The 26542-nt window shown below is 36.2% G+C and carries 24 protein-coding genes; 12 read left to right on the forward strand and 12 right to left on the reverse strand.

Annotation, left to right across the window (positions count from 1 at the left end; all coding sequences use genetic code 11):
- Positions 1 to 27: 27 nt before the first annotated feature.
- The 3 genes from thiM (at position 28) to ABC346_RS00960 (ending at position 2244) form a co-directional block, all read left to right on the forward strand.
- The gene (gene thiM / locus ABC346_RS00950) at positions 28 to 801 is read left to right on the forward strand and encodes a hydroxyethylthiazole kinase (RefSeq protein ID WP_413233108.1); all 774 of its coding nucleotides are present in this window, start codon (positions 28 to 30) and stop codon (positions 799 to 801) included.
- Positions 802 to 807: 6 nt separating this feature from the next.
- Positions 808 to 1428 carry a thiamine phosphate synthase gene (gene thiE / locus ABC346_RS00955; RefSeq protein ID WP_413233109.1) on the forward strand — a complete coding sequence of 207 codons (621 nt, stop codon included), beginning with the start codon at positions 808 to 810 and terminating at the stop codon, positions 1426 to 1428.
- 141 nt (positions 1429 to 1569) lie between these two features.
- On the forward strand, positions 1570 to 2244 hold the full coding sequence (locus tag ABC346_RS00960; protein ID WP_413233110.1) for a hypothetical protein: 675 nt from the start codon (positions 1570 to 1572) through the stop codon (positions 2242 to 2244).
- A gap of 82 nt (positions 2245 to 2326) precedes the next feature.
- On the opposite strand, the gene ABC346_RS00965 is transcribed toward ABC346_RS00960, so the two are convergent.
- Both ABC346_RS00965 and ABC346_RS00970 read right to left on the reverse strand, forming a co-directional pair.
- Complete coding sequence (locus tag ABC346_RS00965) at positions 2327 to 3877, reverse strand: BCCT family transporter (RefSeq protein ID WP_413233111.1); 1551 nt, start codon at positions 3875 to 3877, stop codon at positions 2327 to 2329.
- Between the two features lie 368 nt (positions 3878 to 4245).
- Complete coding sequence (locus tag ABC346_RS00970; RefSeq protein ID WP_413233112.1) at positions 4246 to 5067, reverse strand: squalene/phytoene synthase family protein; 822 nt, start codon at positions 5065 to 5067, stop codon at positions 4246 to 4248.
- Positions 5068 to 5244: 177 nt separating this feature from the next.
- Here ABC346_RS00970 and ABC346_RS00975 point away from each other — a divergent pair, with 177 nt between their 5' ends.
- On the forward strand, positions 5245 to 6414 hold the full coding sequence (locus tag ABC346_RS00975; protein ID WP_413233113.1) for an MFS transporter: 1170 nt from the start codon (positions 5245 to 5247) through the stop codon (positions 6412 to 6414).
- Between the two features lie 359 nt (positions 6415 to 6773).
- Here ABC346_RS00975 and ABC346_RS00980 read toward each other — a convergent pair whose 3' ends face one another.
- Positions 6774 to 6938 (reverse strand): hypothetical protein, encoded by a 165-nt coding sequence (locus ABC346_RS00980; RefSeq protein ID WP_413233114.1) that lies wholly within the window; start codon positions 6936 to 6938, stop codon positions 6774 to 6776.
- A 135-nt stretch (positions 6939 to 7073) separates the two neighbouring features.
- Here ABC346_RS00980 and ABC346_RS00985 point away from each other — a divergent pair, with 135 nt between their 5' ends.
- From ABC346_RS00985 to thrB, 3 genes are read left to right on the forward strand one after another with little or no spacing between them, the layout of a single operon-like run.
- Positions 7074 to 8372, forward strand: coding sequence for a homoserine dehydrogenase (locus tag ABC346_RS00985; RefSeq protein ID WP_413233115.1), 1299 nt, complete (start codon positions 7074 to 7076; stop codon positions 8370 to 8372).
- Positions 8372 to 9433: a threonine synthase gene (gene thrC, locus ABC346_RS00990; RefSeq protein ID WP_413233116.1), complete on the forward strand. Its 1062-nt coding sequence runs from the start codon at positions 8372 to 8374 to the stop codon at positions 9431 to 9433. The genes ABC346_RS00985 and thrC overlap by 1 nt, the downstream gene beginning before the upstream one ends.
- Complete coding sequence (gene thrB / locus ABC346_RS00995) at positions 9430 to 10314, forward strand: homoserine kinase (RefSeq protein WP_413233117.1); 885 nt, start codon at positions 9430 to 9432, stop codon at positions 10312 to 10314. Before thrC ends, thrB begins: the two co-directional genes overlap by 4 nt.
- A 66-nt stretch (positions 10315 to 10380) precedes the next feature.
- Here thrB and ABC346_RS01000 read toward each other — a convergent pair whose 3' ends face one another.
- Together ABC346_RS01000 and ABC346_RS01005 are read right to left on the reverse strand one after the other, a co-directional pair.
- Positions 10381 to 11970, reverse strand: coding sequence for a glutathione ABC transporter substrate-binding protein (locus ABC346_RS01000; RefSeq protein ID WP_413233118.1), 1590 nt, complete (start codon positions 11968 to 11970; stop codon positions 10381 to 10383).
- Positions 11971 to 12105: 135 nt separating this feature from the next.
- Entirely contained in the window at positions 12106 to 13902 is a 1797-nt protein-coding gene (locus tag ABC346_RS01005) for an alpha/beta fold hydrolase (RefSeq protein ID WP_413233119.1), read from the reverse strand.
- A gap of 128 nt (positions 13903 to 14030) precedes the next feature.
- Between ABC346_RS01005 and ABC346_RS01010 the strand changes: the two genes are divergently transcribed.
- From ABC346_RS01010 to ABC346_RS01030, 5 genes are all read left to right on the forward strand, one after another.
- Positions 14031 to 15152 carry an amidohydrolase gene (locus ABC346_RS01010; RefSeq protein WP_413233120.1) on the forward strand — a complete coding sequence of 374 codons (1122 nt, stop codon included), beginning with the start codon at positions 14031 to 14033 and terminating at the stop codon, positions 15150 to 15152.
- A 173-nt stretch (positions 15153 to 15325) separates the two neighbouring features.
- Positions 15326 to 16513, forward strand: coding sequence for a galactokinase (locus ABC346_RS01015; protein ID WP_413233121.1), 1188 nt, complete (start codon positions 15326 to 15328; stop codon positions 16511 to 16513).
- Positions 16510 to 17505, forward strand: coding sequence for a UDP-glucose 4-epimerase GalE (gene galE, locus ABC346_RS01020; RefSeq protein WP_413233122.1), 996 nt, complete (start codon positions 16510 to 16512; stop codon positions 17503 to 17505). Before ABC346_RS01015 ends, galE begins: the two co-directional genes overlap by 4 nt.
- A gap of 3 nt (positions 17506 to 17508) precedes the next feature.
- Positions 17509 to 18984 (forward strand): UDP-glucose--hexose-1-phosphate uridylyltransferase, encoded by a 1476-nt coding sequence (locus ABC346_RS01025; protein ID WP_413233123.1) that lies wholly within the window; start codon positions 17509 to 17511, stop codon positions 18982 to 18984.
- Positions 18985 to 19044: 60 nt separating this feature from the next.
- Positions 19045 to 19509, forward strand: coding sequence for a DinB family protein (locus ABC346_RS01030; RefSeq protein ID WP_413233124.1), 465 nt, complete (start codon positions 19045 to 19047; stop codon positions 19507 to 19509).
- A 52-nt stretch (positions 19510 to 19561) separates the two neighbouring features.
- Here the strand turns inward: ABC346_RS01030 and ABC346_RS01035 are convergent, their stop codons facing one another.
- The 7 genes from ABC346_RS01035 to ABC346_RS01065 form a co-directional block, all read right to left on the reverse strand.
- Complete coding sequence (locus ABC346_RS01035) at positions 19562 to 20725, reverse strand: ROK family protein (RefSeq protein WP_413233125.1); 1164 nt, start codon at positions 20723 to 20725, stop codon at positions 19562 to 19564.
- 142 nt (positions 20726 to 20867) lie between these two features.
- The gene (locus ABC346_RS01040) at positions 20868 to 21731 is read right to left on the reverse strand and encodes an AraC family transcriptional regulator (protein ID WP_413233126.1); all 864 of its coding nucleotides are present in this window, start codon (positions 21729 to 21731) and stop codon (positions 20868 to 20870) included.
- Positions 21732 to 21925: 194 nt separating this feature from the next.
- Positions 21926 to 22894, reverse strand: a complete 969-nt coding sequence (gene argF / locus ABC346_RS01045; RefSeq protein WP_413233127.1) for an ornithine carbamoyltransferase — start codon at positions 22892 to 22894, stop codon at positions 21926 to 21928.
- Positions 22895 to 23117: 223 nt separating this feature from the next.
- Positions 23118 to 23951 (reverse strand): SAM-dependent methyltransferase, encoded by an 834-nt coding sequence (locus ABC346_RS01050; RefSeq protein WP_413233128.1) that lies wholly within the window; start codon positions 23949 to 23951, stop codon positions 23118 to 23120.
- A 299-nt stretch (positions 23952 to 24250) separates the two neighbouring features.
- Complete coding sequence (locus ABC346_RS01055) at positions 24251 to 24700, reverse strand: DinB family protein (protein ID WP_413233129.1); 450 nt, start codon at positions 24698 to 24700, stop codon at positions 24251 to 24253.
- A 20-nt stretch (positions 24701 to 24720) separates the two neighbouring features.
- Positions 24721 to 25902 (reverse strand): class I SAM-dependent rRNA methyltransferase, encoded by a 1182-nt coding sequence (locus ABC346_RS01060; protein ID WP_413233130.1) that lies wholly within the window; start codon positions 25900 to 25902, stop codon positions 24721 to 24723.
- Positions 25903 to 25937: 35 nt separating this feature from the next.
- The gene (locus ABC346_RS01065; RefSeq protein WP_413233131.1) at positions 25938 to 26498 is read right to left on the reverse strand and encodes a GNAT family N-acetyltransferase; all 561 of its coding nucleotides are present in this window, start codon (positions 26496 to 26498) and stop codon (positions 25938 to 25940) included.
- Positions 26499 to 26542 lie beyond the last annotated feature (44 nt).

The raw sequence follows: 26542 nt of genomic DNA on the forward strand, positions 1-26542 counted from the left end.
TAAGAAACTAAGGAGAGGGAGATAAATATGCAAGTCGATATTATTAAACAAGTTCGTGATACTAAACCACTCGTGCATCACTTAACCAATCAAGTAGTAATGAACTTCTCAGCAAATGGGTTACTTTCATTCGGCGGTTCACCAATTATGGCAAAAGCGATAGAAGAAGTAGAACAAATTGCAGCAATCTCAAATGCCATTTTAATTAATATCGGTACATTAACTTCCACTGAATTGGAATCGATGATAGCTGCTGGAAAAACAGCAAATAAACATAACATTCCTGTATTAATAGATCCTGTAGGTGTTGCTGCCACTTCTTTTAGACGCAAAGCTATTGATAAAATCTTAGAGGAAGTTCGACCGACTGTTATAAAGGGAAATGGTGGAGAATTAGCAAGTCTAGTGGATATCAAACTCGAAGCAAAAGGAGTTGACTCTATTGGTAAGGGTAATTTAGATGAAATTGCGCAAAGAGTAAGTGAAAAATATAACACTGCTGTTATTGTCACCGGAGAAACTGATGTTATTTATGTGGATAATCATTTGATTCATAATGGTACAGGACATCATTACCTAACATCCATAACAGGCTCTGGTTGTTTATTAGGTTCCATAATTGCAGCATGTCTAACTACAAAAGCATCATTGAAAGACCAATTAATTACAGCTGTTTCATTCTATGGACTTTCAGCTTCTTATGCAGCTGATCAAGAAAATGTTCATGGCCCAGGCAGTTTTTTACCTGTATTCATTGATTCTCTTTCAAAACTACCACAAGACCTAACGAAAGGAGCCTAATTCCTTATGAAATTCGAAAAACAAATGCTTCGGAAATATTTTATTATGGGAAGTCAAAACTGCCATAGAGACCCACGAGAGATTTTACAAGAGGCAGCAGCTTCAGGAATCACTGCTTTTCAATTCAGAGAAAAAGGTAAGAATTCTTTAACAGGAACTGCAAAAGTTGAGCTTGCAAAAGATTTAAAGAGTATTTGCTATGATTTTCAGATCCCTTTTATTATTAATGACGATGTAGATTTAGCAAAACAATTGGATGCAGATGGTATTCATGTCGGTCAAAATGATCAATCTGTGAAGGTTGTGCGGGAACAATTCCCAAATAAGATAATCGGATTGTCCATATCAACGAATAAAGAATTGAATCATAGCCCATTAGAAATGGTCGATTATATTGGAGCTGGACCAATATTTGATACAAATACAAAAGAGGATGCTAAAAAAGCGGTTGGACTTGAATGGATTCAACATTTAAAAAAACAACACCCTTCTCTACCATTAGTCGCAATTGGAGGAATTAATACTACAAATGCACAAGAAGTGATTCAAGCTGGAGCTGATGGTGTATCTTTTATTACCGCAATCACAGAAACAAATCATATTTTACAAGCAGTACAACAATTATAATTTGAAACTTCATGTAGTTGGTTTTTCCCTTTCTTCATTTATTTTCTCATGGATAAGCCCAATATTATAATTATGTATCCCAAATTGTGCTTTTATCCCATATGCTAATGTGATGAAACTTAGCATATGAGGAGGAAAATAATGGATTACTATAATAATCATCCATATCATCAGCAACATCAACAAGATCAGAGACAAAATAACAACTTACCTGGTGATATGTTAAATCAGTATTTTGATCAACAGCGCGATGACTATAATCAACAGCAATTCACTGAAGCACCTTATGAAAGTTCAGAAAGATATCATGAAGTTGGTGAGTCAGATATGAATAATCCATATGGATATTTCAATGAGGATCCTAACGCACCTGATCGAACATTCCCTGGTGGTCCGGGTGGTGGATTCCCTGGCGGATTCCCTGGTGGTGGACCTGGTGGCGGTTTCCCTGGTGGTGGCCCCGGAGGTGGTTTCCCTGGTGGATTTCCTGGAGGATTTCCTGGAGGAATTTTTGATGGTTTCCCTGGTGGTGGATTCCCTGGCGGCGGTGGCCAAGATGGGCAACAAGCACCAACTTCAGCTCCACCAAATTTCACACCAGAAAAACCGGCCTTCCAAACTTTTGCAGTAGATCCTGGGGGAATTAGACGTTGTCTTTTCCGCTTCACTTTCATTTGGCCAGAAAGAGGAAGAGGTTTTTGGTATTTCCCTACTTTTGTAGGAAGAAATTCAATTGCAGGTTTCCGCTGGACTGGATTCCGTTGGGTATATTTTGGAATAGATTTAGATCGAATTGAATCATTTCAATGTTACTAACAACTGAGTATTTCTTTAAGAAAAAATTCGATTATAGCAAAAAAGGCGGCCTTTGTGAGACCGTCTTTTTTATATTTATTTTTTAATCTTTATCCACTTTTTTATTCATTTCACGTTGCCATATTAACCCTTGTTCTATTGCCATTTTTTTGGCAATTCTTGGCGCATTCCATAAAGGCGGTAATAACAAGAAGGATACAGGTACCGCCGTAATAACTATTGAATTTTGTATCGATGTAATACTGTCTTCACCTATCGTCAAAATTACAGCTGTTGTAGCACCGAAAATGATTGCCCAGAACACACGTAACCAACGTTTCGGATTATCATGACCAGATAAAGTTGCGGCTACGGTGTATGACATTGTATCCGTAGTAGTAGCTACAAATATAATTGATACCAATAGAAATCCTACTCCAAATATGACTCCCATAGGTAATTGATCCGTTATTGCCATAACAGCCGCAGGCATTCCACCTTCTGTTAAAGCATTGGAAACAGAACCTGAATTTTCATTTTCAAAGAATATTCCCGTTCCTCCAACAACAGAGAACCAAAAATTTGTAACTAATGGCGCAACAATGGATACCGCAATGATTAGTTCCCGAATTGTTCTACCTCTGGAAATACGACTAATAAATACGATAAGCATTGGTGCATAGCCGATAAACCAACCCCAGAAAAATATCGTCCAACCGGATAGCCAACCTTCATCTCCACGGTACAGATTCATTGTAAAGAAGTTCTGTAAATGAACCCCTGTTCCACCGATAAAAGCATCAATAATAAATGTTGTTGGTCCTATAAGAAATACAACTAATGCTAGAAGAATAGTAAATTGCACATTCCAATTACTTAAATGGTAAATCCCTCTATCTACACCTGTCGCAGCAGATATAGCAGCAACTGTGACTAATCCAAGTACTACTAACATGCTGATCACAAGTGTATTAGGAACTCCAAATAAATGATTTAATCCGTAAGAAATCTGTAAACCTAGAAACCCTAATGGACCAAGTGTCCCTGCTACGGTGGCTATAATTGAAAAGCTGTCTGCAAGTGTTCCGATCACATTCTTTTCAAAAATCTTTTCACCAAATATTGGATAGAGTAATCCTCTTGGTTTTAATGGGTATCCTTTGTGATAATGGACGTACATCATGACTACTACGGCTAAAGTTCCGAGAATTGCCCATGCTAGGAATCCCCAATGAACAAAAGCTTGAGCCATTGCACCGTCTAAATAGTTAAACTCTCCGCCACCAAACAAAGGCGGTGTATCCATATAATGATACATCGGCTCAGCAGCTGCCCAGAAGACACCGCCACTCGCAAGTAATGTCACCAAGATCATACTTACCCAACCAAAATAACTATACTTTGGTTTATCCATTTTTCCTAAACGAACTTTTCCATATTTAGATACAGCTAATCCTAGTCCGATTAAGAAATTAAGTAATAAAAGTATTTGCCAATATGCCCCGAACCAATCTGACGAGTAGGTAAATAAAGTATTTACCCACTCTCCAACTTTCTCCTTACTTATTAACGAAAAGATGATAAATAGTATTAAAAAACCGCCGCTTATATAAAAAACGGGCCAATCGAGTTCCTTTTTATTTTTGGATCTCACGTTTTACCTCCTGTTTTTTTACAGCAAGTCGCCTAAAGTTAGTATTAACTGTTCTTAAAGACCGTTGGATGGATAAATGAAAACAGAGAACGTGAATCACAACAGAATTCCACCAACTTGCTCGTTTATTAAAACACAGTTTTTAATTATAGTTTTTTATTTTTGTTCATACAAATAATATCCCCTATAGTTTCTCGTTAAATACAGAAGGAAAGTGAAGAATTAGAATCAAATCCTTGCTCTAATCACTTTATTTACAAAAAAATAAAAGAATCCTGCAATTTTTAGCAGAATTCTTATTCTATACGGATTAATTTTAAAATCCGTTCAATCATAGATAATTTATTCACTAACTTAAAAAGCTTCATTTACGAGTTTATAATATGATCAACAGTGTTCTCAACTTCATCCCGTGATATTTTTTCTTTTCCTTTTTTCAATGCAGCCAATGTTTTTTGCGCAAGTGCTAATGGGATACGACAGAATAACAAAATATTCTTTGTGGAAATTTGCTCCATATAGCGATCTCCCATATGTAAATTCATCTCTGCATATTCAAACATTTCCTTTTTGGTCCATCCATCCGGGAAGAAGCCTACTCCGCGTTCAGCATCTTCATCAATGTTCCTTAATATATTTACAGCTTGTAATCCTCGACCATACCCAATAGCTAATTCACGATCTGTTTTAGTTCCATCATACCATTGCCAAATATCTGATAGCATAACACCGACTAGTCCTGCTACATAATACGTATATTCATCTAGGTCTTCTTTGGTGTTTACTTCCCAGTCTCTAGCTACCCACTTCGCCATTCCTTCCGCCATCTCACTAGTAGAAGCTTTAACTTTCGTAACAATGTCTGAAGGGCAAAATTGTAACCAATCATTTAATCTAGTTGTTACTTCCGGGAGAATATTACGGTAGGGTTCAATTAATGATTGATAAGCAACATTATCAAACGATTCCGCTTGTAATAATTGACTTGTTTGAATTAGTAATTCTTGCTTACTAGTAGGATCCAATGCTTCATGATCTTCCATTTCATCAATCGCACGCATACAGAGATATGCTGAACCCACTGTTTTTCTTAACGTTTTATTCAACAGTTTTATTGGAATGTAAAATGTTCGACTAGTTTCTTTGAGTACCTTCATTGCTTTTTTATCTAATGTTGCTTGATTACTCACCAAAGACTCCTCCTTGTCCGACTCATGCGATAGTACAAGTATAACAAAGACAACGCTTTTTTTCCTTTTTAACTGTGTTGTGTAAAAAAAATGTAAATAAATACTATTCTCTTGTACTTCTGTAAAAATAAGTCTACGATAGTCATGTTGCGAAAATTTATGTAAGGCTGTGTTAACATGGATAAACGAGTGTATCTATTAATGACCATCTCCTTTGTAGTTGGAATGGTAGAATTAATTATCAGTGGTATTTTAGATTTAGTAGCCAATGATCTTGGTGTTACGATGGGACAGGCCGGTTTTCTTATTACCATCTTTTCACTAGTATTTGCAGTCTCAGCACCAATTTTATTATTTCTAACTGCTTCAATTGAACGGAAAAAATTAACATTAATTGCTTTAAGTACTTTCTTTATTGGTAATTTAATTGCTGTATTTAGTTTTTCCTATACAATGCTATTTATAAGTAGAATTATCTCTGCTGCAAGTGCTTCGATACTTATTGTGCTGTGTATCATGATGGCGTCGTCCATTGTTCAACCTGAATACCGCGGCAGAGCCATTGGAATTGTCAGCATGGGCGTAAGCGGTTCATTAGTATTTGGTATTCCATTTGGTTTAATACTTGGAGAAGCATTCGGATGGAGAGCGCCATTTGTACTTATAGCAATATTAACCGTTTTTTCTATGATAGGCGTATATTTCTTTATGACGAAAATTTATACATCTGAAAAACCTTTACCATTACAATCCCAGCTTAAAATGGTTAGTAGTAAATCCGTCTTTTTTGCATTACTAACTACCCTTTTTGTATTGGCTGGACATACTACGTTATATGCTTACTTAAACCCTTTCGTTGGCGAAATGATGAATATGAGTGGTTTCTGGCTTAGTGTGGTTTATTTAGCCTTTGGAATCGCTGCAGTTAGTGGCGGTGGTGCTGGTGGAGCTTTATCAGATCATTTTGGTCCAAAACGAACTATACTTACAGTGATTACACTGTTTATTTTAGCGATTGTCACTTTACCTTTTGCTACATTTAATATCATTATCTTCTTTGTTGTATTAATAATTTGGGGCATGATGAGTTGGGCGGTGTCACCACCAATTCAGAGCTTTTTAATTGAAACAGCACCTAAAAATGCAGATATATTAGTTAGTCTAAATAACTCTGCATTACACTTTGGTATAGCAATTGGTTCATTTATAGGTAGCTTCGTCATTGAAAAGTCACATGTACAATTCAATGCATTTGTAGGCGGAGCAATTGTTTTTATCGGCCTTATCGTATCGATTATTGCTTTAAAAGGTTATAAAGATAAACAATCGCCGGTATCTTCATCTTAATAAATCTCATATTAAAAAAGCAAAGGAGGTTGGGGCATCAACAAAAAGTTTCGCTAAATGACGGATGATAGATAGATTAAGCGTAAGAATATACGGAGACTCCTTGAAAATCAACAATTGATTTTTCAGCGTGCGATGTAATGCTGTCGAGGTCTTCCTTGTCCTATGGGAAGGAGGCTAAAGAGTAGACCCCGGTGCATAAGCATCCGAGGGCACACCAGCCGCCTTAGAATAAGCAGGTTTTCAACACCTATTCATTCGGATTTATCTTTTTCGTAAATGCTTTTGTCCTAATCTCTTTATATACTTCTTTTTCAACTTTAGGGGCTGCTTCTATGATTTGTTACAAATGTACTTAGTTATGTTCCATCTTTTCTTCTACGTTTTCGAAAGAATAAAATACTCCCTAGCCCAAATGCTAAGCCAATGGTTCCCCCAGTTTCTGTGTTTCCAAATAAATATCCAAGCATACAACCGATTGTTAAACAAACAAGAAATATTGCTCCAATCACTGCTTCTCTCATCTGCTTTCCTCCTAATCTCTTTCTATTAGTGTATTAACACAACATTTATTTGTTAATTTCAAATATTTCACTATTGCCATTCAATGTTTTTCGTGTTTAAATGTATTAAATATAACATCGTAGAGGGGTGAGAGTATGAAAGAGAAAGTATCTGTTGGTTTATTAGGTTTAGGAGTTGTTGGGTCTGGTGTAATTCAACTAATTAATGATCACCGTGAAAAATTAACTCATCAACTTGGTTGCGAAGTAGAAGTTTCAAAAGTGTTAGTTAGAAATTTAGATAAAGCAAGGAATATACATATTAATGGTGATCTGCTCACAACAAATCCAAGTGAAGTATTAGATCATCCATCCATCGATATTATAATAGAAGTAATGGGTGGCATTGACCAAGCAAAAGAGTATATATTACGTGCCTTTCAAAACAAAAAACATGTCGTATCTGCAAATAAAGACTTAGTTGCATTACATGGACCTGAATTACAAACTGAAGCAACGAAAAATCGATGTGACTTCTATTATGAGGCTAGTGTTGCTGGAGGTATTCCTATTCTAAGAGGGATTACGGAAGGATTATCTACAGACCATATTCAACGTGTTATGGGTATTGTGAATGGTACAACAAACTACATTCTAACGAAAATGGATGAAGAAGGCATGGGTTATGAGGACGCACTTTCAGAAGCACAACGCTTAGGATTTGCTGAAGCGGACCCTACTTCAGATGTTGACGGTTTAGACGCTGCACGGAAGATGGCCATTCTAGGTCGACTCGCATTCTCAACTCCTGTTGAATTAAGTGATGTAGAAGTAAATGGAATTCGAGGAATTGAATTGGAAGATTTGCGTTACGGGAAACAACTCGGTTATACCATGAAACTTATTGGTTTTGCGAATTTCAACGATCAAGAGCTGGAAGTAAATGTGCAACCTACTCTCTTATCAAAAAATCACCCACTAGCAAGTGTAAAGAACGAATACAATGCTGTTTATGTTTATGGAGAGGCTGTAGGTGAAACCATGTTTTACGGTCCAGGAGCCGGCAGTTTACCTACTGCTACAGCAATACTTTCTGATGTCAGTGCAGCGATAAAAGGTCTACGTCTCGGTGTATCTGGCAATCAATCGAATGAAATGCAGTTCACCAAAACATTAACACCTGTCAATAAACGGCATAGCCAATACTATGTACGGCTTTGTGTAAAAGATGAATCTGGCGTACTTTCTAAAATATCATCATTATTCCATGAACAAGATATAAGCTTCCAACGAATTGTACAAACACCTGTTAACGAGTATGAGGCTGCTGAAATTGTCGTCGTAACCCATGATACATCTTTGTCTAATTTCCAACATACGTTAGAGAAGTTGCGAAGTTTTGAAGCTGTTATTGAAGTCAAAAGCTATTATAAAGTGGAAGGAGAAGTGATGTAATGACTTGGCAAGGATTATTAAAGGAATACGCGGAATTATTACCTGTCACAGACCAGACACCATCATTAAGTCTCATGGAAGGAAACACTCCTTTATTATCTTTTCCAACTTTATCAAAAGAATTGGGGATAGAGTTATATGGGAAATTTGAAGGTTTAAACCCAACTGGCTCATTTAAAGATAGAGGTATGGTTATGGCAGTTGCAAAAGCAATTGAAGAAGGAAGCAAATCAATTATTTGCGCTTCTACCGGAAATACATCAGCTGCAGCTGCTGCCTATGCTGCTCGTGCTGGTATACGTGCGATTATTGTCATTCCGAAAGGAAAAGTTGCTCTAGGAAAATTAGCTCAAGCAGTCATGTACGGTGCAGAGATTGTTGAGATTGATGGTAATTTTGATGAGGCACTACAAATGGTTCGTAAAATCAGTGAAAAATCAGCCGTTACATTAGTTAACTCTGTTAATCCATATCGTATTGAAGGACAAAAAACTGCCGCATTCGAAGTTTGCGATCAATTAGGTTCAGCTCCTGATATTCTTGCTATTCCAGTCGGTAATGCAGGAAATATTAGTGCATATTGGAAAGGTTTTAAAGAATATAACGAAAAACACCAATCCGGATTACCAAAAATGATGGGATTTGAAGCAGAAGGTGCTGCTGCTATCGTTAAAAATAAAGTCATTGAACAACCAGAAACAATAGCCACTGCGATTCGTATTGGCAATCCAGCAAGCTGGCAACTTGCTTTAAATGCAAAAGAAGAATCAAATGGGAGTATTGGGTATGTAACGGATGATGAGATCGTAAATGCATTCAAACTGTTACCCAAAAAAGAAGGTATTTTTGCAGAACCAGGTTCGGCAGCATCTATCGCTGGTGTGATCCAACAAGTTAAAAGTGGAACCATTCCAAAAGGTAGTAAAGTTGTTGCTGTATTAACTGGTAATGGATTAAAGGACCCACAAACTGCAATCGATCAATTATCAATTGATCCTGTAAGCTTACCAAACAACGAAAAAGCAGTTATGGACTATCTTGAAGAGCTGATCACATCATGACGCCTTTTTGTATCTCTGTTCCAGCAAGCAGTGGCAATGTTGGCCCTGGTTTTGATTCAACAGGGCTTGCATTAGGCTTATATTTACACCTATATGTAGAGGATGCAAATAGCTTACTCTTTTATTCCCACGGCGAGTCCATCCCTACAGAAGACCACTTTATATGGAACATTGCAGAAAGTATTGCAAAAAAACATGATATTACTCTCCCAGCTTGTAAAATACAGGAAGTAAACGAGATTCCTTTGGCTCGCGGTTTAGGAAGCAGTGCTTCTGCAATTGTTGCAGGAATCGAGCTTGCCAATCAATTAGGAAATCTACATTTAACACCAGAACAAAAACTACAATATGGTACGGAGATCGAAGGGCATCCTGATAATATTGCTCCTTCTATATACGGTGGGTTAATTATTTCAACTGTATTCGCAGAGGAAATTGAACATATTCAATTGAAAGACATTGACGTCGATATTGTTGTCTATATTCCAAATGTAGAGTTAAAGACATCTATATCTAGAAATTGCTTACCTGATAGTTACAAACGAGATTATGCAGCTAAAGCAAGTGCCATTAGTAATTTAACTATAGCTGCCTTATACAGTAAGGATTATAAGTTAGCAGGAAAATTAATGGAAGAAGATCTCTTTCATGAGCCTTTTCGTTCGGAATTAATTCCTAATTTCTCTTATATTCGAGAGGAAGCGAAAAAGAATGGTGCATATGGAACTATCCTAAGTGGAGCTGGACCGACTATGCTATCAGTAACTTCAAAAGGAAACGGGCCGATGTTACGGCAGTATATGTCTAATTTGCCTTTACTAGCAGATTACCAAATTGAATACATACCTATCGACTACCAAGGTATCTCCATTCAAGATTAAGTTAAGGTTGATAACAAATATGCATTCAAAAAAAGATTCTGAGGGAAATCCTCAGAATCTTTTTTTCTACTGCTGAATCGTAACATCTTTTAATAACAGCATTTTTGTTGGTAACATTTCTAAGTTGTTTACACTTTCATGCACACCCATTAAATAATCTTTGTGCATTAGATAAACAACTGGAGCTTCCTCAACAAGTATTTCTTGCGCTTTCTTGTAGATATCGAATCTTGCATCTTCATCAATTTCTGTTTGCCCTTCATCTAAAAGCTGATCCAACTCGTCATTACTCATAAATGAACGGTTTCCTGAAGGTCCAATATTGTCTGAATGGAATAATGGTGCTATACCGTTATTCGCTTCTGCTGTACTATTTGACCATCCTAAGATGAACATGTCATGGTTACCTTTACCAATTTCATCTAGATACGCTCCCCATTCAAACACTTCAATGTCTATGGTTATACCGACCTCTTGCAATTGAGCTTGAACATTTGTTGCAATATCTAAACGCTCTCTCGTTTCATTCGTCCATATGGTTGCAGAAAAACCATCAGGATAACCCGCTTCAGCTAATAGTTCTTTCGCTGTATCTACATCGTATTCTAACCCTTCTAAGTCTTCCATATAGTCAACTACTCCTGGAGCTAATGGACCAACAGCTTTCTTCGCATAACCATTGGCAATTCCATCAATGATTTGATCTTTATTAATCGCCATGGAGATCGCTTGGCGAACACGCTTATCATCAAAAGGCTCCATTTCCATATTAAATCCCAAGTAATCTAAAGAAACGCTTCCTTGTTCGTTTACATACATTTCTTCAGAACTTTCAATTTGCTCTACATCAGATGCACTAAGCGGGTTCGATATATGTGAATCCCCAGTTTGTAGTTCTGCAATTCGTGTTAGGTCCTCAGATACTACTTTAAATGTAACTGTATCTACATTAGCAGTTCCGTCCCAATAATCTTCATTTTTTACTAAACGAATATATTGCCCTGTTTTCCACTCATCAAATTTAAAATATCCAGTTCCAATTGGATTTTCATTGATTACAGAACCTGGATTTTCACCAACTTCCATAGCTGCATAATCCTCTTCAATCTGTTTTGGTGAAATCATCGTTCCAACTGGATGCGTTAAATTAGAAGGTAGTCCAGAAATTGGGTACTCGGTTTTAAATTGAACAGTATATTCATCCACTGCTACAACTTCTTCCACTCCATCTAGTAAATACGAATGCGGCGCAGCAACTTCTGGGTCTAACATTCTTTCTATATTGGCTTTGACAGCTTCTGCATTAAATGGTTCACCGTCATGAAAAGTTACCCCTTCTTGCAGTTCAAATTGCCAGGTATTATCATCTACTGCTTCCCAACTTTTAGCCAAGCTAGGTTGTAAATTCATATCACTATCGTGTTTCACCAGCTTTTCAAAAATATTATATTGTACATCAAAGGAAGGTACATCATTTACTCCTGCAGGATCTAGAGCAACAGCATCTGAAACAGTTGCAATCACTAAATCTCCGCCTTCTTGTTGAGCCTGTCCATCACCTTCCGCTCCAGATTCATCTGGTTCACTTGCACAACCAACTAAAATAAATCCAATTACAACCATACTGAAAATAAGCCAGATACTTCTTTTTCCCACTAGAAATTCCTCCTTGTTTTTTCATGTTGATTAAATTGTCAAAAAATGACGAAAATATTAATTTTAAATATACACAAAAAATAATAGATTTTCAATATATTTGAAGGAATTTTCTTTCAATTGGAAAATATTGCGTTATTTATCCAACCATTGGTCCATAAATTCTACCGTTTTCTTATTCATCAGCACATGATTTTCGAGTTTTTCCGTTTGATGCCCCTCATCTTCAAAAATAATTAACTCCACATTTTTTCCTTGAGACTCTAAATCTTTAGTAAGCTGTTCAGCCTCAGAAACTGGCACACGAGTATCATTCTTTCCATGAAAGATAAGTAATGGTACTTGAATCTTTTCTGTATGGTTCAGTGGTGCAATTTCCTCAAAGAAATCACTATCGTGCTCCAACGAGCCATATTCTTGTTCACGTAGTCTCCGTCTCCATGGTCCAGTATTCTCTAAAAATGTACGAAAATGACTAATACCTACAATATCTACTGCTGCAGACCATACTTTAGGATAATGCGTAATAGCAGCTAATACCATAAATCCACCGTAACTTCTCCCCATAATTCCAACACGATCTCTGTCTGCCTGATGTGTAGATACCAAATCTTCTACAAGATAGTTCACATCTGCCACAGAATCCATTCTCTTCCGAACATCATCTAGCTGAACATATTCCCTTCCATATCCCATACTTCCCCTAACATTAGGAGCTGCAACGGCATATCCTTGAGCAGCAAGATACTGAATCACAGGGTTATACTCATTGCGAATTTGACTTTCAGGTCCACCGTGAATATATAACATTACTGGTTGATTTGCTGATTTCTTTCCATATAAAAAATATGGAACTTCTAGTCCATCAAAGGAAGAAAAATGACATAACTCAGGCTCCACCCACAGATGACTAACCTCAGGACTTACACCAATGTTCGTTAATCGCTCTGACTTATCATCTATTATATCTACTTTCCATATGTCACCTGGTAATGTTGAACTTGTTACTCCTACTAATAGTTCTCGATCAGTTAACCATTGTAATGATTGATAGACTCCTACTGGTAAATCTTTGATGTTTGTTACTGTGTTTTTCCTTAAAGAATAGATTCCTAATTGCGAACTTCCACCTTCATTTAGTGAGAACGCAAGATATTGTTCATCAACAGATATCTTTACTTCCTCAATGTCCCATCGCTCACTTTTATAGATAAAATCTAATGAATCCGGTTTTTTAAGTTCGAATTTTGCAATTGCTAATGTATCTCGGCCTTCATCCGTTACAACATACCCTGACATATTATCTTTTGTTAACTGTACAGAATGATATCTAGCTGGTATATTAACATCGCCAATTGGGGTCGTCTTTCCAGATTCAATATCTAAAATATGCAATTGATTGTCAATATTAGAAACAGCGTACGTAAAGATAATTCTTTTTCCATCTGCCGTCCAAGTTAGTGGAGTACAATTGGTTTGTGATTCAAACACAGTGACTTCTTCTTTTGTTTCAATGTTTAATGTAAAGATATCAAAATATCCAGGATTTCTCCTATTGCTTGCGTACGTAATTCTACTCTCATCAGGAGACCAACCTCCAAATTGATGAAAATGCTCAGGAGATATTACTAGATCTTCTATTGTCTTTCCGTTGTCTGATGTTAAAAAGAATTGTTGTTTTTCGTTCCCTTCAAAGTCAGATGCTAATACTGTATGCTTCCCTGAAGGAGAATGATAAACCTGCAATACTCTATCCTTTAATTCATGAAAGGATGACACTTCTCCGTGTTTATCTAACATCCAAACTTGTGGTCTTCCTGTAAGGTTTGCTAAAAACGTAAAATCTGTACTCTTCCCAATTTTTCTTGGTTGGTAAGCACCTTTTGCATTCAAGAATGATAATAGCTCGCTTTCATCTTGTTTTTTTGACATGTTGATACCTCCATGTTGAATATTCTAATTTTTTGTTGTATTTTTAAAACTGTTAATATAAAAATAAAGTATAGATGAATTAAAATAATAAATCAATTTCATCATACGTCTTACAGGAGGAAAAACAGGTGATTGCTATAACTGGATCAACGATTTGGAATGGGAAAGAACAAGTATTAGAAGGACACACGATACTTATTAAAGACGGTAAACTTGAGGAAATTTCTAAAGACATTACCATTCCTTCTAACTATCAATCTATTGATGGAAATGGACTAACGATTACTCCGGGACTTATTGATGTCCATACGCATCTAGGTGTTTCTGAAGAGGGTGTTGGCAAAGAAGGTGCTGATTTTAATGAAACTTCGAACCCAACAACACCCGAAGTTCGTGCAATTGATGGAATCAATCCACGAGAATATGGATTCCAAGTAGCAAGAGATTCAGGAATTACTACTGTTCAAGTAATGCCTGGAAGTGCGAACGTCATCGGTGGTGAGATGTCAGTGTTAAAAACATCTGGTTCCATTATTGATGAGATGGTCATTCGTTCAACTTCAGGAATGAAAGCAGCTACTGGAGAGAACCCTAAAATATTCCACGGATCTAAAGGAAAAATGCCTACTACGCGTATGGGAGTAGCTGCTATCTTAAGGCAGAAATTATTTGAAGCAAAGCATTATTCAAACAATAGTACTTCCTTTGATCTTGGATTGGATCAATTAGCAAAAGTTATAAATAAAGAAATTCCGCTACGCGTTCATGCACATCGAGCAGATGATATTCTTACCGTATTAAGGATTAAAAGAGAATTTGACATCGATGTAACAATTGAACACTGTACAGAAGGACACTTTATTGCCGATTATATTGCAGCACATGATGTCATGGTTTCTGTAGGACCGACGATGTCTACAAGATCTAAAGTGGAATTAAAGGATAAAGATTGGAAAACCATTAAAACATTAACAGATGCTGGAATTTCATGTTCTATTACGACCGATCACCCAGTTGTGGGTATTGAATATTTATTAACTAGCGCGGTTCATGCAATTAAAAATGGACTTACAGAACAACAAGCTTTAAAAGCAATCACTTCGAACGCTGCTAAACATCTAGGTGTAGACAATCGTGTAGGTACATTAGAAGCTGGAAAAGATGCTGATTTTCTTATTTGGGATGGAAACCCATTTGACTTGAAAACCAACTTACTTGATGTTTATATTGACGGAGTAAAAGTTTCATAATAAATAATTACTCATCCCTTTCCTATCACTCTTTGATACTGAAAGGGATCTAAATTTTTGGCCCAGCCTATTGCAATTATTTGTTTACAATAGTAAACTAACATAAACTTAATTAATTAATTTAATTAAGTTTAGTATATTAAAAAATACCATTTAATTGAGGAGGTTTTTCATTGAAATCTATAATTCAATTGCAGCAATTATTTTCTTCCATTTTTAACACTACACAACAACCACGTATATTTTTTTCACCCGGCAGGATCAACTTAATAGGTGAACATACAGATTACAACGGTGGTCATGTCTTTCCTGCAGCCATTAATATGGGAACGTATGCATTAGCAGCCAGACGTAGTGATAATAAATTAAACATGTACTCTGTTAACTTCCCGGATGAAGGGATTATCAATTGTGATCTTTCCAATCTTACTTATAATGATCAGCATAGTTGGGCAAATTTCCCGAAAGGAATGTTTCATTATTTAATGAACGCTGGATACGGAATCAATACTGGTGCGGACATATTATTTTATGGCGATATCCCAAATAGCGCGGGATTATCCTCTTCTGCATCAATGGAATTAGCTACTGGCACAGTATTTGAAGGTTTGTATAACAAAAAAATCGATCGACTTGAAATGGTAAAAATCGGACAAAAAGTAGAAAATGAATATATAGGTGTAAACAGTGGTATCATGGATCAATTTGCAGTTGGTATGGGGAAGAAAGATCATGCGATTCTATTAAACTGTGACACTATGCAATATAATTACGCTCCTCTTCCCTTAGATGGTTATGATTTTATAATTATCCATACAAATAAAGCTCGTACATTGGCTGGATCTAAATATAACGAACGTCGTTTAGAATGTGAAAACGCACTACGAGATCTCCAGACTAACTTAAACATCGATAATTTAGCAGAACTAACACCAGATACTTATGAAACAAATAAGTACCTTATTCACAATCCAATCCACCGAAAACGAGCCGAACATGTTGTTTATGAAAACGCGCGCACGTTACAAGCTCTTGAAAAGCTTAAACAACATGATTTACAAGCATTCGGCCAATTAATGAAAGAATCTCATATTTCATTACGTGATGATTATGAAGTAACTGGAAAGGAACTAGATACGATTGTAGAAGCAGCTTGGGAACAGTCAGGTGTGATTGGAGCAAGGATGACTGGCGCTGGGTTTGGAGGTTGTGCGATCGCCATTGTAGAGACCAGTCAGATAGAACAATTCCAACAATATGTTCAACAAATCTATCATGAAAGAACTGGATTAGATGCTACTTTTTATAATGTCACCATGCATGATGGAGCAAAAGAAATCACTAAAGGAGTGAAAGCATGAGTGTATTAGTTTTAGGTGGTGCGGGATATATTGGCTCTCATGCAGTTTATCAGCTTATCGAAGAAGGTCATCAAGTCATTGTTATCGATAATTTAATCACAGGACATAAGAAGGCCATCCATAGGGATGCTACTTTTTATTACGGTGATATTCGTGACTTGCATTTTCTACACACCGTTTTTGAAAAAGAAGATATTGAAGTTGTTTTCCATTTTGCGGCAAGTTCACTTGTAGGTGAGTCGATGGAACAGCCACTAGATTATTTTGATAATAATGTCTATGGAACACAGCAAGTACTAAAAGCGATGGTTGCGGCGAATGTAGGTAAAATTATCTTCTCGTCTACTGCGGCGACCTACGGTGAACCAGTATCTATTCCTCTTACGGAAGACATGCCTACTATGCCTACTAGTCCTTATGGAGAATCAAAGCGAATGATGGAAAAGTTGATGCGTTGGGCAGAAGAAGCGCATGATATCAAATATGTTTCTTTACGCTATTTTAATGTTGCTGGGGCAAAAGAAAACAGTGAGATTGGCGAAGACCATTACCCTGAAACACATCTAATACCAATCGTTTTACAAGTCGCTTTAGGACAACGAGAAAATATCACGATTTTTGGCGATGACTATGACACTTCTGACGGAACATGTATAAGGGATTATGTTCATGTAGAGGATTTAATTGATGCACATCTGCTTGCTTGGAAATATCTAAATCAAGGTAGTAATAGCCTTATTTGCAACCTAGGTAGTAATAATGGATTTTCTGTAAAAGAAATTATCGAAACAGCAAGGAAAATTACTGGTAAAAACATACCAATAAAAATTGGTGTCCGCCGTGCTGGAGACCCGAGTAAATTAATTGCTAGTGCATCCAAAGCTCAACAAGAACTTCATTGGCATCCAAAAAGAACTTCAATTGAAAAAATTATTACCGATGCTTGGAATTGGCACGAAAAACACCCGCATGGTTATGGAAAGGAAGATTAAACGATGATCTTTTCATTGATTTCTGGATTACTCAAACAAGGTGTGAATAAAGGTTTAATCTTAGAAGAAGATTGGATTTATGTGAGGAATCAAGTCCTTCATCTTCTACAATTAGAATCTTTTCCAGAACACATAGATCCAAAGGAAGACTCTATACCAAACTTATTAGATCAAATGATAGATTATGCAGTAAATGAAAATATAATCGCGGATGTACTGGACGAAAAAGATATACTCACTGCCGATATTATGAATTGTTTTCTTTCAAAGCCATCTGAAATCAAGGCAAAATTTCAAACATATTATACTGAATCACCAAAAGCCGCTACTGACTATTTTTACGAACTTAGTAAGAACAGCAATTATATTCAAATGAACCGTATTAATAAAAATATCTCCTTTAAAGTGAATACGGAGTATGGGGATATGGATATAACGATAAATTTATCAAAGCCTGAAAAAGATCCAGAACAAATTAAAAGAGAAAAGGAAAACCAATCCAATATTAATTATCCGAAATGTCTTCTATGTATCGAAAATGAAGGTTATGGTGGCCGTATTGGACATCCTGCTAGGTCCAACCACCGTATCGTTCCTATTGAACTTCAAGATGAAACGTGGTACTTACAATATTCACCGTATGTATATTATAACGAGCATTGCATCCTACTATCTGAAACGCATCGCGATATGAAAATAAATCTAGATACTTTCCGTCGCTTGCTTACATTCACTGAAAAGTTTCCTCACTATTTTATGGGATCAAACGCGGATTTACCTATTGTAGGAGGGTCTATATTAAGCCATGACCATTATCAAGGTGGAAACTATGAATTTACGATGCCCAATGCCGAAGATGACTTTATTTTTCAACTTGATGCTTTTCCAACCGTCAAAACAGCTATCATTAAATGGCCAATGTCGGTGATTCGCCTAACAGGAGAAAGGAAGGAAGAACTCATCAAAGCTGCTGAATTTATAAGGGAGAAGTGGGTGTATTATTCGGATGAAGACGCAAAAATCCAAGCACATACTGAGGACACACCACATAATACAATCACACCTATTGCAAGAAAACGACAAGATCAATTTGAACTGAATCTCGTCCTGCGAAATAATCGCACTGACAGTACACACCCAATGGGTATCTTCCATCCTCACGAAGATGTTCATCATATCAAAAAAGAAAATATTGGTTTAATAGAAGTCATGGGGTTAGCTGTTCTGCCGCCAAGATTAATTGATGAACTAAACGAAATAAAAGATTTTATCGTTGGTAACACTGCATCCGTAACATCATACCACCAGGAATGGGCCAATGAACTAAAACAGAAATATACAAATCTATCTGATACGAATGAATTAGATGAAGTTATGAAACAAGAGCTTGGGAATAAATTTGTGAAAGTGTTAAAAGATGCAGGTGTTTTTAAAAACCAAGCAGATTTTAGCCGCTTTATTAATCATATGAATAGCTGACAATTCTTTAATTTAGATATAGAATTAGATTACTAAATGTTGTCGTGGAGAGTGAAAAATATGAATCTATTATTAGAACAATATCAATGGGTGACAAAAACAAGAGAAATACTATTTAATTACTGTGAAACGATGTCTACCGGCGACTATAAGGCAGAAATTGATGGTGACTCTATCTGTAGTTTACATGCCCATGTAGCAGAATGTTATCATGTATGGCTAGGAAATAGAGCACTAGGCAATCCTTATCTTTCTATTGATAATAAATCTATTCAAAATGTAAAAGAAATGCGTGAAGTCTTTACAGAAGCAGATTGTATTGTAGAACAATTTTTATCGGAGTTTAATGAAAACTGGGATAAAGAGATACCAGTGACGTTTCGTAATGGAGATCAAGCAATATTTACAACACTCTGGCTATATACCCACACAGTTACACATGAATTTCATCATAAAGGACAGATCGTTAAATTAGGTAGAAAGCTCGGATATATTCCACCCGATACCGACTTGATTGAGGAATAATAAAATTAAAAGCGTATGAATTCAAATTTGATTATGAACTCATACGCTTTTCCTATGTTTGTTGATCAAATAACTCTACTAATACTAAGGAAGCCGCACCATACATCGTTGCATCATCCCCTAATTCAGAAACTACAATTCGTGTGTTCTTTGCCCTCTCTGTTAATACTCTTTCTTCTACCGTTTGAATCAAAGATGGTAGTATAAATCGTTTACTTTTCATAACGCCTCCACCTAGAACAATCCTCTCTGGGTTTAAGGTATGTATAACATTAACAATTGCTATCCCCATAATTTCTCCTGTATTTTCCAGATGTTCCACTGCTTGTTTATCTCCATCGATTGCATGTTCATATATATCTGCAGCAGTAAGAGCTTCTTTAGTATGAAACCTATTGGAAAATCGACTCGCAATTGCTGGACCACTTGCATAAGATTGAAAACAACCTCGATTACCACAAGAGCATCTATCCCCATTCAAATCAATTGTCATATGCCCTATTTCTCCAGCAATATCCTGCGCGCCATGTAACAGTTCACCTTTAATTACAATACCCGCACCTACGCCATTACCAAAATTAATCGCCAGCATACTATCTGTATCATTATGTTCACCAAACCACGCCTCCCCAAGCGCCATCGCCCGTGCATCATTTTCCACTTTTACCATATATGGAAATACTTCTTCTAAGCGAGATTTGATCGGAATATCATGTAAATGAAGGTTTGGCGCAATTAATGACATTCCCGTGTCCACATCGACCACACCGTGCATGGCTACACCAATACCAATAATTTTTGATGTATCAATTTGTTTAGGATTGACTACAGACTGTATAGATGACACTAATAGCGAAAGAAAATCTTCCTTGCTTATGTTTTTGGACAAGACATTGGATATTCGTGTAATGATTTTCCCAGTTACATCCGTTATTGCACAGTCTATGGTTTCCGGCCCTGCATCGACTCCTATCACATACAATTCTCTATTAATATGTAGTAAAGTCGGTTTCCTTCCTCCACTTGAATCCCCCAACGTGCTTTCCACTACTAATCCTTCTACCATTAATTCTCTAACGATACTACTTACTGTCGGTGGTGTTAAGGAAGTATCTTTTGCTATTTGGGCTCTTGAAATTTGTTCTTTTATTCTTATGGTATTTAATACAATTGATTTATTCACTGACTTCATTAATTGAAATGTTCCACGTTGCATGAAAAGTCCTCCGTCACCTTTGGTTTGCAGTAATTATAACATAATTAGTTAACTTAATTTATAAACAGATAAAGAAAAACATCGAGCAATATATCCAAAAGATTCTTATCGCCAGATGTTGTAAATTTCCTATCCAATTACTCTATTTTATAGGAATCCATATCTCGGAGTATAGAACCTCATTGTTTGGAACTTCATTCAGATACACTTCAAGTTCAGGTAAATCTGCGAACTCGTACTTATTGGAAGGGAGCCATTCTGAATAAATTTGCTTCCAACCTTCTTGCATTGCATTTGGCATAGGACCATGTACTTCAAATACAGCCCATTTTGAAGCAGGAATAGATAGGGATAACAAATTAGTATAACTAGTATCAACCTCAACTTCTGTAGCTATCCAGTACTCTATTCGATTAGAGTACTTATCACTACCATCCACACAAACTCCCATTACTCCCTGAATTGTTCCTTTATTTAACTGAATAAGTGAATCATGGGTGCCATCTTGATGGACCTCTTGCCAAAACTTCGGTATCTCAATAAGATTCTCATTATCTATTAATGAATATTCTCTTTTGATACCGACTACTTGAAACGCCTCTTTTTCTATTACTTTATACTTCATTGGTTTTTCTCCCTTCAAACTCACCTGTATAGTCAGGCGGTGATAAGATTGAATCTTTCCTAGCCCTTTTCTCATTTCGCTGGGATTAACATGATGTTGCCTTTTAAAGGACTTAGAAAAAGATTCCGGAGTATCGTAGCCATATTTAAATGCTAGAACGATTACCTTAATATCAGAAGAACATACCTCTTTAGCAGCCAATGTTAACCGACGTCTTCGTAAGTATTCTGCAACTGATATATCCATTAGAATCGTAAAAGTCCGTTGAAAATGAAATGGAGATAGATGTGCATGTTGGGAAATATCTTCTATCGTGATATCTTCCAACATCTTATCTTCCATATATTCTAATGCCTTTTGCAATGAATCGACCAATGCCATATCACTCACTCCTTAATCAAATTATATTAAAAGAATGAAGTATAATCCTGTCATTTTGTGCTTAAACAAGACAGGGACTTTCTCTATAGTAATTATATCAAAAGTGATTAGTACTAATTACGAAACCATAAAAAACACCTTCTAAACTCCCTAGGTAATTTAGAAGGTGCTCTATAATGTAAGATACGTATTTATTAATCAGCCATTAATGCTGTCATTAATGCTTTTTGTGCATGCAGACGATTTTCAGCTTGCTGGAATACGACAGATTGCTTCCCATCGATTACTCCTGCAGTCACTTCTTCTCCACGATGAGCTGGTAAGCAATGCATGAAAATCGCATCTGATTTCGCTTTTTCTAACAAACTTTCATTTACTTGATAGTTTTCAAAGTCTTTTTCTCGTTGCTGTTGCTCTTCTTCTTGCCCCATACTTGCCCATACATCTGTATATATAACATCGGCACCTTGTACTGCCGCCTCTATATCTGATGTCCACTCGATAGTTGCTCCGTGTTGTTCAGCTTTACTTTTGGCTATTGTTAATACTTCTTCATTAGGTGTGTATCCCTCTGGTGTTACAGCTACCATGTGCATGCCTGTTAATGCAGATCCTATCATTAGAGAGTGTGTCATATTATTACCATCGCCAATGTAGACCAATTTTTCTCCTTGAAGCTTACCTTTAACTTCCTTAATCGTTTGTAAATCGGCTAATACTTGACAAGGATGATACAAATCCGTTAATCCATTAATAACAGGAATACTAGCATGCTTAGCTAATTCTTCCACATCTTCTTGGGCAAACGTTCGAATCATAATACCATCTAAATATCCAGAAAGAACTTTCGCCGTATCCGCAATTGTTTCCCCTCTGCCAATCTGAATATCTTTGGAACTAAGAAAAATTCCTAATCCTCCAAGCTGATAGATTCCCGTTTCAAAAGATACCCTTGTTCTTGTAGACGATTTTTCAAAGATCATACCTAATGTTTTTCCTTTTAATGGTTCAAAAATAACTCCATCTTTTTGTTGTTTTTTCAAGTAATCCGCTAAATCAATTAAGTATTCAATTTCATCTTTTGTATAATCTGCTAAAGTTAAGAAGTCCTTTCCTTTTAACTCTTGTTGCTGAAAATGAATTTCCTGAGTATTCGTTGTCATTCTTCACGCACACCTTTCCAAATTGGTTGTATGAATTATTATGCAACAAAAAGAATAAATATACAATAGTGTTAAGATATTTTTTATGATTTTTATGAAGTTGATATAGTGAATGGATAGTTTTATCAGCATTCAATCGAAATAAAATAAGTTTATGCCAACAACAATACAAGGAGATAACCAACCTCAAAACTGAGGCTATGTTATCTCCTTCGTATGATAATTATTTTTCAGCTAACAGTGCAATCGTATCATTTCCCTCTATTAACGATTCACCTGCTACATTATTATAAATCGATACTATGGTAAAGCCTGCTTCTTCTAATTCACCTACAATCATTTCTTTTGTAAAATATTGGTTCCAAATGTAATACGTCTCTATTTCTTGCTGTTCGGATAGAATTGTTGTTTGTTCTAAAGAAACTATACCATCATATTTTACATTTTGATTCATTTCGATATATGGTTTAGAAGACCAAAATCCTCCTGTTTGGCGTACGTACCATGTATTACCTTCTTTAAAATCATGGAATTTATGTTCTGTAAAAACATCTAACAAAAATCTTCCACCTTCTTGTAAACTATTCCAGATATTACGTAATAATTTCTTACGGTTGTTAGATGAGATAGCTCCATAATCACAATATATTAGTGTTGCAAAATCATATTGAGGTTTCTCGATAGAATCCAAATAATTTTCGTATCGATAGGTAATAGCTAATCCTTTCGTTTTAGCACTTTTCTTCGCATATTCTATAGAGTTCTCAGAAAAATCGATACCTGTTACATTCAACCCCTTCTTAGCAAGTCTTTCACAATATAAACCAGGCCCACAGCCATAATCGATTATCTTTTTACTCTCTTTTTTCATTCCTTCCCTTAAAATAAATTCAACTGATTTGTTAATAAAACTAGAACTTCTACTTGCACCATCATGATTAGAGTCGAGGTGAGCCTCCAACAAATAATTAGCAATATGAGGGTCTTTCCAAAACATCTTTTCTGATTCCGTAAACTTAACAGGATTGTGCAATTGGTTGATTAAATGATGAAACATAAATATTCCTCCTTTTGGAAAACACAAAAACCCGTAGAGTTAAGCCTCTACGGGTAAAATTAAAAAATAAGCCGAAGAGCAAAACAATCAATGTAGGCATCACAAAATAAGCATGTTATTATCCTTATTTCATTTTGCGTTAAATTGATTATTCTACTCTTTTCCAGTCATCGTAAAGTTCCTGAAAATCAAACTTCTACCATGCCGAATAAATTCACCTATCCTCTTGTGTTTGAATTCATAATAACAATAGATAGAATAAGATACAACTATAAATTTATTACAAAAATATAGAATACTTATACTTCACCTAGTTTTTGTTGTATTTGTTTCAAATGATCATTGTCATGACTTGCAAATATTCTAGCAAAACTTTCTTGAGAAAAACGTCTCTTTCCTGTCCCAATCGAAAATCTCGCATTAGGATCTACATTTTTCAGTCTTTCCACCAGTTTTCTGCGTTCTTTGATAAACATAGTTATTATTTCCTCTACAGAAACGCCTTCTAAACCTTGAATCACTTGTGCATTAAATGAATCATGATCCGGAAATTCAGGTAGTCTTCCCTCATGTTTCATCAAAGGTACCATTTCTTCTGCATTAAAATGATCCCATCCATAGAGATGCCCGATAATTTCCCGTATCGACCACTTACCTTCTTTAATTGGCTCTTGAAGGACTTTATTATTCAAAGACCGAATGCTTTCCACGTTTTCAATCATCTTTTCTAAATCCTGAATGTTAGACAAGAATATTCCCTCCCAAATATCTATTTCAATTGCAATACAACCACTTTCAGATAATCGCCCTGTTTATAACGATTATTCACCATGAAATCTCCAGGTAATGTAAACTCTTCTACAATTGTGTATTGTTTATTTTTATCCTTAAACCCTCGATCAATCATTTCTTTGAACTTTTTCATACCAAACGATGCTGTGTTCGTAGAAGCAATAATTATCCCATCTTCTTCTACTATATCAATGGAGTTTTTAATTAATTCTGGGTAATCCTTTGCCGTTCGAAACGTACGTTTTTTGGATCTCGCAAAGCTAGGTGGGTCTAATACCACTACATCAAAACCAAAGTTCTTTCGCTTCGCATAGTTAAAGTAATCAAACACATCCATCACAATAATGTCTTGCTGCTCAAAATCGATTCCATTTACACTGAATTGCTCAATCGTTTTAGCTTTACTGCGCTTTGCTAAGTCAACACTAGTTGTTTTATTCGCCCCACCTAAAGCTGCAGCTACAGAAAAAGCACCAGTATACGAAAATGTATTTAATACATGCTTGTCTTTTGCATACTTATCTCTCAATGCCTTTCGGACATCGCGCTGATCAAGGAAAACCCCTACCATAGCGCCATCATTTAAATAAACAGCATAGTTCATCCCATTTTCTTGCACGATAATTGGAAACTCTCCACGCTCTCCTTTTACAAAGTCATCATCATCAATATACTTACCCTTAGTATCAAAGCGTTTCTTTTCGTAAATTGCTCGGTAGTCACCAAGTTCTTCAAACACCTCAATTACCCATTCCTTAAATTGATAGACGCCTTCACTATACCACTGAATGACATAGTATCCGTCAAAATAATCAATGGTTAGGCCACCTATGCCATCTCCTTCTCCATTAAAAATACGAAAAGCATTTGTCATTTCATCCTGATAATAGGAAGTACGTTTGTTTAATGCTGTAAGTATCTTTTGTTTGAATAGTAACTGGTCAATCGGTTGGTTCTCTTTAAAAGTTAGTACCCAACCCATTCCTTTATTTTGAAAACCAACATACCCTTTCCCTAAAAAAATCCCACGAGGATCTACTAATTCAATAATATCTCCTTCTTTAAGGTGGTTCGTATTCTCTACCGCCTCACTTAAAATTAATGGGGTCTGATTTTTAAAGTTCTTCACATAGTTTTGCTTAACTTTTAATTGTTTCATATTTTCATCCTAACTTTCCTCTAAAGGAAATCTCTTTATTGTTTTATTTTTGAAAACACGCATGTGTCACGCAAACTTCCTTTATGGTCAATCTCATCATTTCTCAAAATTCCTTCAAGTTCAAATCCAGCTCTTTCAGCAACTGCTCTGCTTTTGGTATTTTTAGAGTCACAACGAATTTCTACGCGATTCGCTTCTAAATGTTCAAATGCAAACTCGGTTAATCCATGGACAACCTCTGTTACATATCCTTTCCCACTTTGACGGGAATCTACCCAATAACCAATTTCAAACTTTCTTGCTTTCCAGTCAATTCGATGTAATCCGGTTGAAGCTATAAATTGTCCTGTTTCTTTACTGTAAACATGAAAACGCAAATCTTTTCTCGCAATAAAGTTTACGTATGCTTCCTTCGTATTTGCTTTACGATCTTCTTCTGACTCATCGTTTCGTGCAAACGGAAGCCATGGTTCTAACTCTGCTTTGGAAGCACGCACTGCCTCATGTAATGCCTCCCAATCTTCTAACTTTGGTGCTCGAATAACTAATCTTTCTGTCTCCACATAATCGGGAAACTCCACTAAAATCGGTTCCATCCCCATCCCCCACTCTATATAGTTATTAGCCTTATATCGGTTTG

The organism is Oceanobacillus phoenicis, from assembly GCF_047238145.1.
In the GTDB taxonomy this organism is placed as follows: domain Bacteria; phylum Bacillota; class Bacilli; order Bacillales; family Amphibacillaceae; genus Oceanobacillus.

Excerpts from the sequence above, each read along its gene's own strand:
- thiM (WP_413233108.1), top strand. The coding sequence starts at position 28 with ATGCAAGTCGATATTATTAAACAAGTTCGTGATACTAAACCACTCGTG.
- thiE (WP_413233109.1), top strand. The coding sequence starts at position 808 with ATGAAATTCGAAAAACAAATGCTTCGGAAATATTTTATTATGGGAAGT.
- ABC346_RS00960 (WP_413233110.1), top strand. The coding sequence starts at position 1,570 with ATGGATTACTATAATAATCATCCATATCATCAGCAACATCAACAAGAT.
- ABC346_RS00975 (WP_413233113.1), top strand. The coding sequence starts at position 5,245 with ATGGATAAACGAGTGTATCTATTAATGACCATCTCCTTTGTAGTTGGA.
- ABC346_RS00980 (WP_413233114.1), bottom strand. The coding sequence starts at position 6,938 with ATGAGAGAAGCAGTGATTGGAGCAATATTTCTTGTTTGTTTAACAATC.
- ABC346_RS00985 (WP_413233115.1), top strand. The coding sequence starts at position 7,074 with ATGAAAGAGAAAGTATCTGTTGGTTTATTAGGTTTAGGAGTTGTTGGG.
- thrC (WP_413233116.1), top strand. The coding sequence starts at position 8,372 with ATGACTTGGCAAGGATTATTAAAGGAATACGCGGAATTATTACCTGTC.
- thrB (WP_413233117.1), top strand. The coding sequence starts at position 9,430 with ATGACGCCTTTTTGTATCTCTGTTCCAGCAAGCAGTGGCAATGTTGGC.
- ABC346_RS01005 (WP_413233119.1), bottom strand. The coding sequence starts at position 13,902 with ATGTCAAAAAAACAAGATGAAAGCGAGCTATTATCATTCTTGAATGCA.
- galE (WP_413233122.1), top strand. The coding sequence starts at position 16,510 with ATGAGTGTATTAGTTTTAGGTGGTGCGGGATATATTGGCTCTCATGCA.
- ABC346_RS01025 (WP_413233123.1), top strand. The coding sequence starts at position 17,509 with ATGATCTTTTCATTGATTTCTGGATTACTCAAACAAGGTGTGAATAAA.
- ABC346_RS01030 (WP_413233124.1), top strand. The coding sequence starts at position 19,045 with ATGAATCTATTATTAGAACAATATCAATGGGTGACAAAAACAAGAGAA.
- ABC346_RS01035 (WP_413233125.1), bottom strand. The coding sequence starts at position 20,725 with ATGCAACGTGGAACATTTCAATTAATGAAGTCAGTGAATAAATCAATT.
- ABC346_RS01040 (WP_413233126.1), bottom strand. The coding sequence starts at position 21,731 with ATGGCATTGGTCGATTCATTGCAAAAGGCATTAGAATATATGGAAGAT.
- argF (WP_413233127.1), bottom strand. The coding sequence starts at position 22,894 with ATGACAACGAATACTCAGGAAATTCATTTTCAGCAACAAGAGTTAAAA.
- ABC346_RS01050 (WP_413233128.1), bottom strand. The coding sequence starts at position 23,951 with ATGTTTCATCATTTAATCAACCAATTGCACAATCCTGTTAAGTTTACG.
- ABC346_RS01060 (WP_413233130.1), bottom strand. The coding sequence starts at position 25,902 with ATGAAACAATTAAAAGTTAAGCAAAACTATGTGAAGAACTTTAAAAAT.
- ABC346_RS01065 (WP_413233131.1), bottom strand. The coding sequence starts at position 26,498 with ATGGAACCGATTTTAGTGGAGTTTCCCGATTATGTGGAGACAGAAAGA.